Source organism: Phaeobacter sp. HF9A, from assembly GCF_011806385.1.
Lineage (GTDB): Bacteria > Pseudomonadota > Alphaproteobacteria > Rhodobacterales > Rhodobacteraceae > Epibacterium.
On record NZ_JAATOX010000008.1, the window covers coordinates 19016 to 34027 of the forward strand.

11 protein-coding genes are annotated in these 15012 nt (G+C 64.5%); 2 read left to right on the forward strand and 9 right to left on the reverse strand.

Going from position 1 to position 15012, the window contains the following annotated elements:
* Positions 1-20 precede the first annotated feature (20 nt).
* From HCZ87_RS02600 to HCZ87_RS02615, 4 genes are all read right to left on the reverse strand, one after another.
* Positions 21-1112: an ABC transporter ATP-binding protein gene (locus HCZ87_RS02600; RefSeq protein ID WP_167642212.1), complete on the reverse strand. Its 1092-nt coding sequence runs from the start codon at positions 1110-1112 to the stop codon at positions 21-23.
* 3 nt (positions 1113-1115) lie between these two features.
* The gene (locus HCZ87_RS02605) at positions 1116-1979 is read right to left on the reverse strand and encodes a carbohydrate ABC transporter permease (protein WP_167642213.1); all 864 of its coding nucleotides are present in this window, start codon (positions 1977-1979) and stop codon (positions 1116-1118) included.
* A 2-nt stretch (positions 1980-1981) separates the two neighbouring features.
* Positions 1982-2866: a carbohydrate ABC transporter permease gene (locus tag HCZ87_RS02610; RefSeq protein ID WP_167642214.1), complete on the reverse strand. Its 885-nt coding sequence runs from the start codon at positions 2864-2866 to the stop codon at positions 1982-1984.
* 81 nt (positions 2867-2947) lie between these two features.
* Positions 2948-4174 carry an ABC transporter substrate-binding protein gene (locus HCZ87_RS02615; RefSeq protein WP_167642215.1) on the reverse strand — a complete coding sequence of 409 codons (1227 nt, stop codon included), beginning with the start codon at positions 4172-4174 and terminating at the stop codon, positions 2948-2950.
* A gap of 420 nt (positions 4175-4594) precedes the next feature.
* On the opposite strand from HCZ87_RS02615, the gene HCZ87_RS02620 reads away from it, so the two are divergent.
* The gene (locus HCZ87_RS02620; RefSeq protein WP_167642216.1) at positions 4595-6748 is read left to right on the forward strand and encodes a TonB-dependent siderophore receptor; all 2154 of its coding nucleotides are present in this window, start codon (positions 4595-4597) and stop codon (positions 6746-6748) included.
* Positions 6749-6820: 72 nt separating this feature from the next.
* Here HCZ87_RS02620 and HCZ87_RS02625 read toward each other — a convergent pair whose 3' ends face one another.
* From HCZ87_RS02625 to HCZ87_RS02635, 3 genes are read right to left on the reverse strand one after another with little or no spacing between them, the layout of a single operon-like run.
* On the reverse strand, positions 6821-7591 hold the full coding sequence (locus tag HCZ87_RS02625) for an ABC transporter ATP-binding protein (RefSeq protein WP_167642217.1): 771 nt from the start codon (positions 7589-7591) through the stop codon (positions 6821-6823).
* A 10-nt stretch (positions 7592-7601) separates the two neighbouring features.
* The gene (locus tag HCZ87_RS02630; protein ID WP_167642218.1) at positions 7602-8543 is read right to left on the reverse strand and encodes an iron chelate uptake ABC transporter family permease subunit; all 942 of its coding nucleotides are present in this window, start codon (positions 8541-8543) and stop codon (positions 7602-7604) included.
* A gap of 11 nt (positions 8544-8554) precedes the next feature.
* Positions 8555-9571 carry an iron ABC transporter permease gene (locus HCZ87_RS02635; protein WP_167642219.1) on the reverse strand — a complete coding sequence of 339 codons (1017 nt, stop codon included), beginning with the start codon at positions 9569-9571 and terminating at the stop codon, positions 8555-8557.
* A gap of 181 nt (positions 9572-9752) precedes the next feature.
* Between HCZ87_RS02635 and HCZ87_RS02640 the strand changes: the two genes are divergently transcribed.
* Positions 9753-10751: an ABC transporter substrate-binding protein gene (locus HCZ87_RS02640; protein ID WP_167642220.1), complete on the forward strand. Its 999-nt coding sequence runs from the start codon at positions 9753-9755 to the stop codon at positions 10749-10751.
* 30 nt (positions 10752-10781) lie between these two features.
* Here the strand turns inward: HCZ87_RS02640 and HCZ87_RS02645 are convergent, their stop codons facing one another.
* Positions 10782-14666 (reverse strand): amino acid adenylation domain-containing protein, encoded by a 3885-nt coding sequence (locus HCZ87_RS02645; protein ID WP_167642221.1) that lies wholly within the window; start codon positions 14664-14666, stop codon positions 10782-10784.
* Positions 14663-14860, reverse strand: coding sequence for an MbtH family NRPS accessory protein (locus tag HCZ87_RS02650; RefSeq protein WP_167642222.1), 198 nt, complete (start codon positions 14858-14860; stop codon positions 14663-14665). Before HCZ87_RS02650 ends, HCZ87_RS02645 begins: the two co-directional genes overlap by 4 nt.
* Positions 14861-15012 lie beyond the last annotated feature (152 nt).

Consider the following 15012-nt stretch of genomic DNA (forward strand, 5'->3'; position numbering starts at 1 on the left):
TTTCCTTCTTTATGCTGCGATCAGAGCCGGACGCCCGATTTGGCGTCAAACAGCGACAAAGTCGCCGGCGAGAAGCCAAGCTCCATCTCCGTGCCGCGCGGCGGATTGAGTTTCAGCTCGCTGCCAAAACGAACCGAGGCTTTCTGGCCGGCGGTGGTGCCCCAGAGCACGCTGTCAGCGCCCATGGATTCCGAAACGCTGACCGTGAAGGGCAGCCGCAGGGGCAGATTACCGGCCTCCACGAACAGATGCTCGGGCCGAAGACCAAGCACCGCCTCGCCGCCCTGCCCCAGCGGCGCAGCAAAGGCGTAATCGGTCACGTCGATCTCGGGTCCGCCCTGGATCGCAAAGACGGTCTTACCCGCCTCCGCGCGCAGCCGACCGGAGAAGAAATTCATGCCGGGCGAGCCGACAAAACCCGCCACAAAGAGGTTCGCGGGACGTTCGTAAATGTCCTCAGGCGAGGCAAGCTGCTGGATCACCCCGTTCTGCATCACGGCGATGCGGGTGGCCAGGGTCATCGCTTCGACCTGATCATGGGTCACATAGATCATCGTCTTGCCGATAGTCTGATGCAGCTCCTTCAGCTCCACCCGCAGTTCGGCGCGCAGCTTGGCGTCGAGGTTCGACAGCGGTTCGTCAAAGAGATAGATGTCGGCATCGCGCACCAGCGCCCGCCCGATCGCCACGCGCTGGCGCTGACCGCCGGACAGGGCGGCGGGGCGACGTTTGAGATAGGGTTCAATCTGGAGCATCTTGGACACCCGCGCGATCCGCCGCTGGATTTCATCCTTGGGCATGTTCGCCATCCGCAGGCCAAAGCTCAGGTTCCCCTCTACCGTGGTCTGGGGATAGAGCGCATAGGACTGGAACACCATGCCGATCCCACGATCTTTGGGTTCCGCGTCGGTCTTGTCCTCTCCCGCGATACGGATCTTGCCGCCGGTCACGTCGATCAGCCCCGCCACCGCGTTCAGCAAGGTCGATTTGCCACAGCCCGAAGAGCCCAGCAGCACGATGAACTCGCCGTCCTCGATCAGCAGGTTGAGATCCTTCAGGACGCTCACGGAGCCAAACTGGATATCGAGGTTTTCAATTGAGACTTCAGCCATGTCTTATCCCTTCACGGCGCCAGCGGCGATACCGCGCACGAACCAGCGCCCGGAAGCCAGATAGATTATCAGGGGAACCGCAGCGGTCAGAATGGTTGCGGCCATATTCACGTTGTAGGCTTTCTCGCCCTGGGTCGAATTGACGATATTGTTCAACAGAACCGTCATCGGCTGGTTGTCAGAACCGGCAAACACCAGGCCAAACAGGAAGTCGTTCCAGATATGGGTGCTCTGCAAGATGACGGCGACGATCAGGATCGGCGGCGACAAGGGCAGGATCAGCCGCACAAAGATAACCCAGAACCCGCCGCCATCGACGCGCGCGGCGCTGAACAGATCCCGTGGCAGACCGGCATAATAATTGCGAAACAACAGCACCATGATCGGCATGCCAAAGATCACATGGATCGCCACAATCCCGGCCAGGCTGTTATAAAGCCCAACCTGCGACAGCATCCGGACCAACGGGTAGATGAACACCTGATAGGGAATAAACGCCGCCACGATCAGCACGCCAAAGATGATCCCCGCGCCCCTGGGCCGCCAGAAGGACAGCGCATAGCCCGTCACCGCGCCCAGCAGGATCGACAACACCGTGGCGGGCACCATGATCAGCACCGAGTTGAGAAAGCCGACCGACAGGCCATTGCACTTCAGCCCCGTGCAGGCGGATTGCCAGGCGGTAATCCAGGCCTCCAGCGTGGGTGCGCTCGGCACCGCAAAGATCGAGGTCACCCGGATTTCATCCATCGTCTTAAGCGAGGTCACGATCATCACGTAAAAGGGCATCAAGAAGAAGGCCGCCGCGATCACCAGAAAGGCGTAAACGCCAATCCGAGCCATGATTTTTTCCGATTTGCTGCTCATGATCACGCCCCCGCCTTCTGCGCGGAGTAGCGGCGCGCATAATACATCGGCACCAGGATCGCGACCACCGCAACCAGCATCATGATCGCACCCGCATTCGCCAGGGCAATGTTTTGCCGTGCAAACAGGTTCTCCATCACGAATTTCGCCGGCACCTCTGTCGCATTCCCCGGTCCGCCGCCGGTCAGGGCCACCACAAGGTCATAGGCTTTCACCACCGACACCGCGAGCAAGACCGTGGCGGTTGCCGCCATCGGCGCGATGATCGGCAGCACGATCGAGGGATAGACCCGCCATTTTGCGATGCCGTCGATCCGGGTCGCTTTCCACAGATCCTCGTCAACACCCCGCAACCCCGCCAGCAGGATCGCCATCACCAGGCCGCTGCCCTGCCACACCGCCGCGAGCACAAGGACGTAGATTGCCCGTTTGGGCTGCACGATCCAGTCAAAGGTGAAGGTCTCAAAGCCAAGCCCCCTGACCGCCGCCTGAATGCCGAAGCCGGGGTTCAATACCCATTGCCACACCAGACCGGTAACCACGAAAGACATCGCATATGGATAGAGAAAGATCGTGCGAAACAGCGCCTCGCCCCGGATCCTCTGGTCCATCATGATCGCCATGATAAAGCCAAACACCAGGCAAATCGCGATGAACAGCAGGCCGAATACGATCAGGTTCGAGACGGCCACCTGCCAGGCAGGCAGCTTCAACAGCAGTTCATACTGGTGAAAAAAGTTGAACTTATAGACCGGTAGCAGCTTGGAACTGGTCAAGGAAATGACGAATGTCCAAATCGTCGATCCCACAAGAGCAACGAGCACGATGATCCAGACCGGCATCATCGCCAGATAGACATGCGCGCGCGTTCCCGAAAATTTTGCCATCGCCAATCCCTCCAACAGCGCGTGGGTGATGCGCACCGCAGGCAGAGGCCTGCGGCGCACAGTCTTTCGTTTGCTCAAGGATCAGTAGTTTTCCAGAACGCCCGCGATGGTCTCGACATAGTCGTCCGCCGTCGCATCGGAGTTCACCCAAAGCACCTTCAGCTCGGACCCCAGCGCGCCCAGCTTCTCGGGCGAGAAGTTGATAAAGAGCGCCATCACCGAATTGCCTTCGGCGATCGAGGCCGCGCCCGCCGCGGCACAGGCATTGAAACCGGAGGTATCCACACCGGAGCGGACCGGCAGTGACCCCATCGCGGCGGTAAACGCGGCCTGCACCTCGACGGAGGTGGTAACCTCGGCGAGCTTGACCTGGGCTTCGGTCAGCCCGTCCCCCTTGGCCGGCATCGCCCAGATATCCCCGGCAACCACCAACGGCCCCTGGTTCGGGCCAACACCGCACAGCACCTCTTCGCCCGGGGTAAAACCGGCGGCACCGATCTCGCCGATCGCCCAGCCGCCCATGATGAAGAAACCCGCCTCGCCGTTCAGGATCATCTGATTGGTGATGTTCCACTGGCGACCAGAGACACCGACATCGGCATAGCTCGGCAGTTTCGCCATGATCTCGGCAACCGGGCGGAAGGCTTCGGTGCGCACGAATTCGGGACCATTGGGGCCGGTGAATTCGTTCCAACCCTCGGTGCCGACGACCGATGCCAGAACCGCCTGGAAGGTGTTCATGAACCAGACATCGCGATCACCTGCCTGGGCAAAGGGAATGATCCCCGCGTCGCGCAGCTTGTCGCCAGTGGCAAAGAAGGCGTCCCAGGTCTGCGGCATTTCGGCGCCGACCTTTTCAAGCGCATCCCGCGAGGCAAAGAGAAAATTGGTGCCTTGAAGCTGAATTGGCACGCCATAGACATGGCCGTCGCGGGTCACCGCATCCATCACCGCCGCGGGCATGATATCGGCCCAATGGTCCGCCGTGGCGACCTGATCAAGCGGCGCCAGCACCGCGCTGTCAACGAGGTTGTCGATATCCGCACCAAGGCTGAACTGCGCTGCCTCGGGCGGATTGCCACCCACCATACGGCTGATCGCGGCCGCCTTGGCCGCATCGCTGCCGGCCACGGCCTGGTCGATCCACTCGCCGCCCAGCCCGTCATAGGCGTGCGCAATAACGCCAACACCGGCGGATTCCGCGGCAGATGTCCACCAATGCACCACTTCCGCAGATTGCGCGTGGGCCCCGATGGCCGTCAACGCGGTGGTCGCGGTCGTGGCAAAGGCCAGAGCAAGATATTTCATGTGTCCTCCCAATCGGCGACGGTCCCGTTTCCGGCGGTCACCCCTGTATCCCGTTGTCAGCGGCGCGCTCATGGATTTGCATCCGCCAGAGTTCGCACGTGGCGAGAGGTATAGCTCCCATCGTGATAGTCGAAAAATTATCTTATATTGGACTTTGGTATTCATTATCTAATAACTGAAACACATCCCCTCCTGACCAAAGCGGGCGGGCGGATGCCCGGCCACGCGCCCGATTGTGCTGCGCGAATACGCAACGCACCGGCCAACGACGCGACCTGTGGCTGTGATTGACAACCATCTGGCGCTGTGTATCTTTCCGCCACCCAGGCACGCCCCAGGTGAGAACGCTGGCACATCCGCCGGCTGCAACAATCGCCCGAGACCGTGCAAGACGCGCGGCTCGCTGTCTGGGATACAGTGATGACACTTACATATTCGCCGGCGCCCTGCCGGTCCCGCCGCCCCCACACCCTGTGGCGCGGCACCCTGTTCGCCGCCTGCTCTTTGGCCGCCCTGCCCGCACAGGCGCAAGATCAGGTAATCGAGCTCGCGCCGATCATCGTGCGCGACAAATTGCAATATGCCGGAGCGATCGAGGGCTATCTGGCACCCGCAACAGAAACCGGCGTCAAATCGGGTGTGCCGCTGAGCGAGGTGCCGCAGTCGATTTCCGTGGTGACCTCCTCCGAGCTGGAGCGCCGCCAGCCGGCGCAGGTCGAGGATGCGATCAAATACACCGCCGGTATCAACCCGTCGTCCTGGGGCACCGACGACCGTTTCGATCAATTCTCGATCCGTGGCTTTGATATGGGGTCCACTTCGCTCTATCGCGATGGGCTGCCGCAAAAGGTGTTGGGGTTCACGGCGTTTTCCAGCGATCCCTACATGCTGGAGCGTGTCGACGTGCTGCGCGGGCCTGCCGGGGTGCTTTATGGCGCCAACGATGCCGGCGGGATGATCAACCTGGTGACTAAGCGGCCGAGCTTTGAACCGCTGGCCAAGGCTTATGCCGGATATGGCAGCCATGGCACGGTCGAAGCAGGTGCCGACTGGTCCGCGGTGCTGAATGCGCAGGGCACATTGGCCGGGCGCCTGACGCTTCTGCTGCGCGACGGGGCAACCGAGGTGCAAGGCTCGGCCAACGACCGCGCCCTCATTTCCGGCGGGCTGACCTGGGCACCGAGTGACGACACCAGCCTCACGGTGCTGATGCATTATCAGAAAGACGCCCGCACACCGCTGATTTTTGCGCCCGTGCCCGGCGAGGATGCAAATGTTCCAGCAGGAAGCCTGCCGCAGGATTTTGCGCTGAGGCAATCGCCCTATAACAGCTTCAAGACCGAACAGGCCTCCTTTGGCTGGGAATTCGCGCATCGTTTCGGGGCGGGTTTCACCTTCAACCAAAAACTCCGCTATGCCCGGCAAAAGACCGATTATGCGCAGCTCGACTACTCCGATGCCAGTGCCAGTGGCCTGTCCTATTACGCCTTCAACAACGACGAAGACGCCTGGACGCTCGGGTTTGACAACAATCTGGAATGGAAAAGCGGCACCGGCAGGGGGGAAAACAGCCTGATCGCCGGCTTCGACTATCAATACAGCCGTTCCGATGTCACCCAGTATCTCGACTACAGCACCTATCTGGTGCCCTATACGGATCCGAATTTTGACTTCGCCGTCAGCCAACCGGCTTTGGGCGCGCGCGGGCGGACCACCTACAGTGAAAAAGGTCTCTACCTGCAAGACCATTTCAAGTTCGACACTGGCCTGTCGATCACGGCCGGTCTGCGCCACAGCTGGCTGGAGACCAAAGTCGAAGATTGGCTTGCCGGCTCCTCCGAAACACAAAAGGATTCCGCCACCACCGGTATGATCGGCCTGACCTACGAGATGGCAAACGGAATGGTGCCCTATGTCAGCTACACCGAGGGCTTTATCCAGAATGTCGGCAAGACCATTTCCGGCGCGCCGCTTGACCCCTCCAAGAGCAAACAGTGGGAATTGGGCCTGCGCTACCTGCCCGACAACGGCAACTACATGCTGAGCGCGGCGCTGTTTGACCTGCGCAAGACCAACGTGAAGGATTATGACCTGAACGACCCAACCTGGAGCAGCTTCACTCAGGTCGGCGAAATCCGGTCGCGCGGGCTGGAGCTGGAAGCCCGGGGCCGTCTGACGGACCGGCTGCAAGGGGTATTGGGCTATAGCTATCTGGAGAGCGAGATCACCCGCTCGTCGGATGCGTCGAAACTGGGCAATGAAAACGCAATGGCACCGCCGCATCAGCTGTCACTGTGGCTGGATTATGATGCCGCCGATCTGTTGCCCGGTCTGACCGCAGGCGCCGGGCTGCGGTATAACGCGGCGGCCTTCTCCACCCAGGACAACCTGCGCAAGACGCCGTCCTATGCGGTGGCGGATCTGGCGTTGCGCTATCAGTGGCAGAATCTGGACATCAACTTCCGCGTCGCCAACCTGTTTGATCGCGACTATTTCGGCGTCTGCTATGACAGCTATGGCTGTGTCCGTGGCCAGGGCCGCACCGCGATGCTGACGGTCGGCACATCCTTCTAGGCGGCTTGGGCGGCGCAGCATGGATCTGCGCCGCCATCACCCTTGACGGCCAAGCCGCTTCAGCCCGCGCGGTCAGGCCGGCAGAACCAACGGAACATTGTGGCGGGGATCAGATTGGATCCGGCAGGTCATCGCGAACATCGCTGCGATGGTCTGTTCGGTCAGCACCTCCCGGGGGGTTCCCTCCGCAATCAACCGGCCCTCCTTCAGCGCGACGATACGATCACAGTAGCGTGCGGCGAAATTCAGGTCGTGCAGGACCATCACCACGGTTTTCCCGTGTTCCGTGCTCAGCCGGCGTGCCAGTTGCAGCACATCGACTTGATGCGGCAGGTCCAGGAAGGTGGTCGGCTCGTCCAGCAACACCAGCGGCGTGTTCTGGGCCAGCACCATGGCGATCCAGACCCGCTGCCGCTGCCCCCCCGACAGCGCCGCAACCGGCATGCCTGCAAGCTGATCAACCCCGACATCCGCCATCGCGCGTTGCACCGCGTCGCGGTCGGCCCGCGACATGGGCCGAAACACCCGCTGGTGCGGCGTGCGGCCCCGCGCGACGAGCTCGGCGACGCGCATGCCCTCGGGGGCTTGGGCCGATTGCGGCAGGATCGCGATGTGTCGGGCCCGTTCTCCCGGCCTCATGTCGCCAATGGGGCAGCCCTGCCACAAAATACGCCCGTCCCCTATCGGCAACAATCCCGCGATACTGCGCAGCAAGGTCGTCTTGCCGCAGCCATTGGGGCCGATCAGACCGCTGACCCGACCGCCCGGCAACTGAAGCGAAAGCCGGTTCAGAATTTGCCTGCCGCCCAGCGACACCTGAATGTTCTCGATGCATACGGTCATGGCCTCTCCTCTATAGCTGGCCCCGGCTGATGCGGCGGTTGAGAACCCAAATCAGCCAGGGCGCACCCAGTATCGCGGTATAAAGCCCCGCCGGCAGCAAGGCCGAGGGCGCCAGCACGCGCGCCGCCAGATCGGCCAAGAGCACCAGCCCCGCCCCGGCAAGGGCCGCGCCCGCCAGGTTGGGGCCACCGCGACCCAGCCCCCGGGCAATCGGCCCCGCCGCAAAAGCGACAAAGGCCAGCGGCCCGGCAATCGCCACCATCCCGGCAGCCAGCAAGGCGGCCGCAAGCGCCAGCAGTGGCCGCCACAGCGTGAGCCGAAGCCCGAGCGCGCGGGCAAGATCATCGCCAAGCTCGATCCGATCCAACGTCCGCCCGGCGCTCATCAGACCCAGGCCGAGCGGCAGAACCAACGCCGCCGCGGTTGCCGCCTCCGGCCAGCCGCGCCCGTTCAGCGATCCCGCCAGCCAGGCCATCGCCTGCCCCGCCGCCGCATCATTGGCGCGAATAATCAGAATGTTGAGCCCGGCCGAAGCGGTGATCCCCGCGCCAATTCCGTATAATACCAGCCGTCGTGGCTCGACCCCGTCTGACGGCGAAAACGACAGCAGAAAAATCACCCCCATGACCAACAGGCCGCCGCCCCATGCGCCGGCCATCGCCGCCCCCCCCGCCAGCAGGCTTGCCACCGCGCCAAAAGCGGCGCCCTGGGTGATCCCGATCACGTCCGGCGAGGCCAGCGGGTTGCGCAGCAGCGACTGAAACCCCGCCCCCGAAAGGCCAAGCCCCGCCCCAACCGCGACGCCGCAGACCACCCGTGGCAAGCGCAGCCCCCAGATCAGGAAATCGCCCCCCGGTCCGGCCGCCAGCCCCTGCCACAGGGCGACAGGGGTCAGCCAGCTGCGCCCCGCCGCAACCGACAGCACGGTCAGCAGAACAACCGCGATCAACATCAGCCCGAGCCTCATCGTGCCGGCCCCAGAATACGCGAGAGCAGGACCATGAAGGCCGGCCCCCCAATCAGCGCCAGAACCGCGCCCAGGGCGATCTCGGAAGGGCGGGCGGCGACGCGCCCGATGGTATCGCAGACCAACACCATCGCCGCCCCGAGCGGCAGCGCGGCAAGCAGCGTGACGGCGATCCGGTTGCCACCGATGGTGCGCGCCGCATGGGGCACGATCAGCCCGACAAAGCCGAGCGGGCCCGCCAGCGCCACTGCCGTGCCGGACAGCAGGGTCACCGCGGCCAGCGCCGCCCCAACCGTGACCCCCGGTCGCGCGCCAAGCCCGGCGGCAAGATCGGCCCCCAGAGCAAGCACATCCAGGCCGCGCGCGCAGGCCAGAGCAAGCAGCACGCCCGCCACTGCCACCGGCAGCAACGGAATCAGCTGTGCGGTCCCGGCCTGCGCAAGCGACCCGATCATCCAAAACCGGTAGAGCTCGCGGGTTTCGGTATTGAGCAGCACCGCCGCCGCCACCAGCGACAGGCATAGGCTGCTGATCGCGGTGCCCGCCAGCGGCAGCCGCACCGAAAGCGCGCGGCTCTCCGAGATCACCGCCCCGCCTGCCAGCTTCCACACCAGCGCGGCGGCCAGCCCGGCGCCTGCCATGGCGGCGCATGCCAGCGCCACGACATCCTGCGGGCCAAAAACCCAAAGCAGCGCGACCACGGCCAGCGCCGCGCCTGCGTTCACCCCCATCAGCCCCGGATCCGCGAGCGGGTTCCGGGTCAACGCCTGCATGATCACACCCGCCGTGGCCAAGGCCGCGCCACAGATCACCCCGGCCAGGGCGCGCGGCAGGCGCAGCCCGCGCACGATCGCCTGCGCCGGATCTGCCGCATCATAGTGCACGAGCGCCGCCCAGGCGCTGCCCGCCGGAACAGCCCCCGCCCCGCAGAGCAAGGCGGCCACAAAGGCCAGCATGCAAAGGCCGCATAGGGCGGCAAGAAGCAGGGCAAGTCGCAAAGAGGGAAAGCGCATGGTGGGTGCCGAAAGCTGAAACAGTGACTTCGGCTGGCGCGGCGCTGGCTGTCCCTGACTGGACCAAGCCGCCCAAGGCGTCAAGGGGCCGCGTCTTGACCCGCGTTTCGCGCGGCCTTAGGCTCTTCCGAAATGGCCCCAGCCAGCTGCCAGGTCCCGCCCCCTCTCGAAAGGCACGACCATGCGGCGCATTCTTCTGTTTTTGCTGATTGTCCTGATCCCGGTGGCCCCCGTGGCCGCAGGCCAATCCGTGGACAGTTTCCCGATCCGGGTTGTTCATCAGTATGGTGAAACGACAATCGCCACCCCACCCGAACGCGTTGTCTCGGTCGGGTATCACGAGCAGGATTTTCTCTATGCACTGGGGATTGCGCCGGTGGGGGTGCACGAGTGGTTCGGCAACTATCCCTATGCGACCTGGCCCTGGGCCGAGAGCGCCCGCCAGGCGCTTGGCGCTGCGCCGGGTGTGCAGCGTGGCTTTGAGATCGACATCGAATGGGTGCTCGCCCAGGACCCCGACCTGATCGTGGCCACCTTTGCTCCGCTGGACCAGCGCAGCTACGCCATCCTGTCGCAGATCGCGCCGGTGGTGGGACCGCCTGCGGGCTATCCCGCCTGGGGCGCGCCGTGGCAGGAAGAACTGCGGCTGATCGGCAGGGCCACCGGCACGGCCACACGGGCAGAGACGGTCCTCGCAGAGCTGGACAGCCAGATCAAAGCCACAGCGCGGACCTTTCCGCAGCTTTCCGGCCTGCGCGGCACGGCGGCGCATTTCGCCGGCGGCCAGATCATCGGCTACCGGTCTGCGGATGGGGCCAACCGTCTTCTGGCACGGCTTGGTATCAAAACGCCCCCCGGTTTCGATGACTTGGCCGGCTCCGGCGGCAACTTCGGGATCAGCCTTGAACGGATCGACCTTCTGGATCTGGATGTGGTGCTCTGGCTGGTGGATGCCCCCTCGCGCCAGCGGATCGAAGCGCTGGCACCCTATCAGGCGCTGCGCCTCTCGCGCGAGGCACGCTCGGTCTGGGCGGATCGGGAGTTGATGGGGGCGATGAGCTTTCAGTCTCCGCTGTCGATCACCTGGGCGCTTGAGCGGCTGGCCCCGGCGCTGGCGGCCGCCGCGGATGGCGATCCTGCAACAGACGCGTTGCCTGGGCTCAGGAGGAACGGATCCTGACCCCAGGCAACGACAGCGCCAGACAGGCGATCAGCCGCCCATGGCCGCATCGAGCGCAGCCTTGAAGCGCGCATGAAACAGCTGATCGCCAATGATATGCAGATGATTGGTCCCCGGCACCACCGCAGCCGCGCTGGCGCGTGACGAATACCGCCGCCAATCCACCAGGTTGAGCCCCCGGCTCAGGCTGTCGCCAGCGCTGAAAGAGGCCACCGGCACATCCAGCTGCGCCAATTGGTACTGGCGGAACACCAGCGCATTGTCGATCAACACCCAGAATGTATGCTCCCGGCTGGAGACCTCTGGCCCGTCACAGGGCAAGGGCTCTGCCTCATTGCCGATGAAACGCAGGAACTGATCATAACAGAGCCCGTCCATCGCGGCGATCAACGCCTCCCACTGCGCCCGCATTCTGGTCTTGCGGAGCCAGTCGCGCATCTCCGCCTCCAGCCGCGCGCGTTCGCCCGGGGCAAAGTCCGGCACCGCTCCGGGGGCGAAATCACTGCCAAGGTCACAGACATCAACCATGCCGATCATGCGGATATCGACCTCCCCCCGCAGCTGTCTTGCCGCTTCCCAGGCCAAGAGCCCGCCCCAGCTCCAGCCCAGGAAGGCACAGGGGCGGCCTGCGCTTTCGGCACGAATATGCGCCACATATCCGGCGACCACCTCTGACACCGAAACATTCAGCCGCTTTTCCTCATTCAGGGAATGGCAGAGGAACCCGGTCACCGGCTGGTTGTCGCCCAGATAATCCGTAAGCCGCATGTATTCACGGGTCGAGACCAGAAGCCCCGGAAAACAATAGAGCATCGGCTTGCTGCCGGTGCCCGTGCCGCGCAGGGTGATCGCCTGCCGTCCGGTCGCATCCCCCTGCGCGATGCGCCGGGCCAAGCTGCGCACCGTGGGCGCGTCGAACAGATCCGCAATGGTCAGCGCAACCCCGGGCCAGTGGCGGCGCATCCGGGTCAGCACCTTCAGCGCGGTGAGCGACTTCCCTCCCATGGCGAAGAAATCATCGGTGACGCCCATCTCCGGGTTGCCGATTTCCTGTTGCCAGATCGCCAGAATATCGGCCTCGGTCGCGCCCGTGGCGGCAACCCCCGCCGAGGCCCGGTGCCGGCGGCCCGGCAGCGGCAGTGCGGCGCGGTCCAGTTTGGCGTTCGGATTGACCGGCATCCGCTCCAGCACCACGATGGCCGAGGGCAGCATATGCTTGGGCAAGCCCGATTCCAGCGCGCGCATCAGGTCTTCTTCCTGCACCTCGGGTGGCGCCACCACGTAGCCGACCAGGCGTTTTTCGCCATCGTCCTCGCGCAGCAACACCAGCGCCTCGGAAACGCCGGGCTGCGCCAGCAGCGCCGCCTCGATTTCGCCCGGTTCAATGCGATACCCGTTCAGTTTCACCTGCAAATCGACGCGCCCCAGGAATTCGATGGTGCCATCCTCGCGCCAGCGCCCGAGATCGCCAGAACGATAGAGCCGTGCGCCGTCGCGCCCATCCAGTTGCGGGCCAAAGGGGTCGGGAATGAAGCGATCAGCGGTGGTGCCAGGACGGTTGACATAACCCCGGGCCACGCCTTCACCGCCGAGGTGAATTTCACCCGCGACGCCGATCGGACAGGGCATCATCCGTTCATCCAGAACATAAGCGCGGCGGTTGCCGACCGCGCGGCCCAGCGGGGCATAGGCGCCATCAAAGCGGGTGCCGGCGCGCACCTTCCAGACCATCGGGGTCATGATGGTTTCCGTCGGCCCATAGCCGTTGATCAGCAAAGGCGCGCGCAGTTCGCGCGACAACAAATCAAAGGTGGTCTGCGCCAGACCTTCGCCGCCAAAGGAATACAGTCGCATATCGGGCGCCTCGCCGGTGTCCGCGGCCCATTCCGCCAACTGCTGAAGATAGGTCGTCGGGATCGAGGCATTGTTGCAGCCATAGGTGCGCATCGCGGCAAAGCTTTGCTCCGGTGTCCACAAAGGGCCATCCGGGATCACCGCAGAGCCGCCCATCATCAGCGGGTTCATCCAGCGCTCGTGCCCGCCGTCGGAGGAGAAGGGCAGAAACGGCAGCTCGCGGCTGTCGCGGCTCATCTCGTAGACCCGCGCCGTATCCTGGAGGTGATGGCTGAGCGGCCCATGTTCTACCGCCACGCCCTTGGGTTTGCCGGTGGAGCCGGAGGTATACATGATATAGGCCATCTGGTCCGGGTGGATCGTGGTCTCGGGATCGCTCTCCGGCTGGCCCGCGCCGGGGCTGTCATCGAGACACAGGATATGGGCGCCGGTGCCAGCGGGCAACCGGTCCAGATACCGTCGGCGGGTGATCACCACATGCGCGGCGGCATCGGTCAGGATATGGTGATTGCGGCTTTCGGGGTGGTCCGGCTCTAGCGGAATATAGGCTCCGCCTGCCTTGAGCGCCGCCAGGATCGCCATCACCGCCTCGTTGCCGCGCTCGACCATGATCGCCACCGCCACCTCGGCGCCGACGCCCAGATCCAGCAGCCGATGGGCCAGACGGTTGGCGCGGCGGTTCAGGGCGCCATGGCTCCACTCCACGCCAGCGCTGATCAGTGCGGTCCGCTCCGGGGTCAGCCGGGCGTGATCCGCAATAAGCTCATGTACCGGGCGGGGGTCGTTTTCCGTGTTGTCCTCATATGGGGCCGAGAGCAGGTCCAGCTCCTGGCGCAGCAGCAGCGGGATGCGCCCGACGGGCAGGTCCGACTGCTGGGTTCCGGTCGTCAGAACCCGTGTGACATGCACCAGGAAACGGTCGATCAATGCTGGTTCAAACAGGCCGCGGGCATAGTTTGCGTGTAGCTCAAGCGCCCCGTCCCGCCGCAGATAGGCGAGCAACATGCATTCGCCCAGGGCCGCCGGCTCTGGCCGGGTCAGCAGATCCAGCCCCTCGGGCAACGCGGTTTCCTGCTGCACATGCAGCGCGATCGCGCCCAGCGGATGGCGGTCCGCCTCGTCGCGGCGCAGCAGATCCTGGAGCAAATACTCCGAGGGCAAGCCATGTGCCCGGGCATCGGCCAGCGCGCGCAGGGTTTCGGCCTCTGCCTCGGCAAAGCGCTGCCCGGGGTCCAGGTTCAGACAAAGCGGCAGGATATCCTCGCTGCGTCGGGTGCTGTGGGTGGCCATCTGGCCGACCGCAAACCGCAGCCTGCCGTGGCCACTGTAGCGCATCAATGCAACGCCCACCGCCGCCGCCAGGGAAACCTCCAGCGGGAGACCGCCCCGGCGCAACGCCGCGCGTGTCTGGCCGCAATCGAGCCGATGGCTGACCTCGGCGCGCGCCAGATCCTCGGCCCCGTTGTAGCGTTGAGGCAGGCGCGCATTCAGCCAGGTTGTGCCATCCAGCAAAGGCCGCCAGTGATCAAGCCGGGCGCGCTGCGTGGCGGCATCCGGCAACGCCAGCGGCGCCAGCACCTGCTCGCACGGCCGCTCCCCCAGCAGCGCAGCGGCGAGACTGCTGGCGATATGCTCCAACACCGCGAAATCGCCAAAGGCCGGATGCAGCGCCAGGGCGATCATATGGCCGCCCTGCGTCGGAGCCAAAAGCGCCAGCACACCGGGGCCACCCTCCAGGTCAAACCGCGCGGAGGCAAGGCGGGACTCGATGTCTTGATCCGTCGCCAGCTCGATCAGGGAAACCCGGTCTGCCGCATCCTGGCTGCGCAGCAGCGTGCCGCCAGCGCGGCGGCGTAGCCGGGCGGCAAACACCGGATGCGCCGCGATCACCGCGTCTGCCGCCTGTCGCAGCTGCGCCTTGCTCCAGCGCAGATCCGCCTTTAGCCGCACCCTCTGGATCGCATAGGGCGCGAGCTGCCCCACCCGATCATGGGCACAGATCTGTTTTTCGCCCGGGCTCAGCGCCACAAGGCCGGGTGCAAGGCCGGTTTCGATGCTCATGATGTCGCCTCCTTCAGGCTGTTCGGGCGCGGATCGGTCCAGCGGGTTTCGATCTCGGCAAGGCACGCCTCGCGGCTGGCGGCGGCGCTCATGGCTCGCCAACCGGCAGGAACCGGCAGCTCCGCAGGCCAGACGGACCAGCGCCCCTCGTTGTTCTGCACAGATATCCACTGGCCAGGGTCGGATCGGGTCATCGGGGTCTCCATCAGGATCAGGGTGTTGTCCTCTCCATGACGTGGGCAGGCGCGCGGAATTCACCCCTGGCAAAATAAAGTTGCCCCGCGGGTGAATTTTTGCCGCCGCCGCCCGTCAACTCAGCAACAGCAGCTGAGTAGCAGAGCGCAGA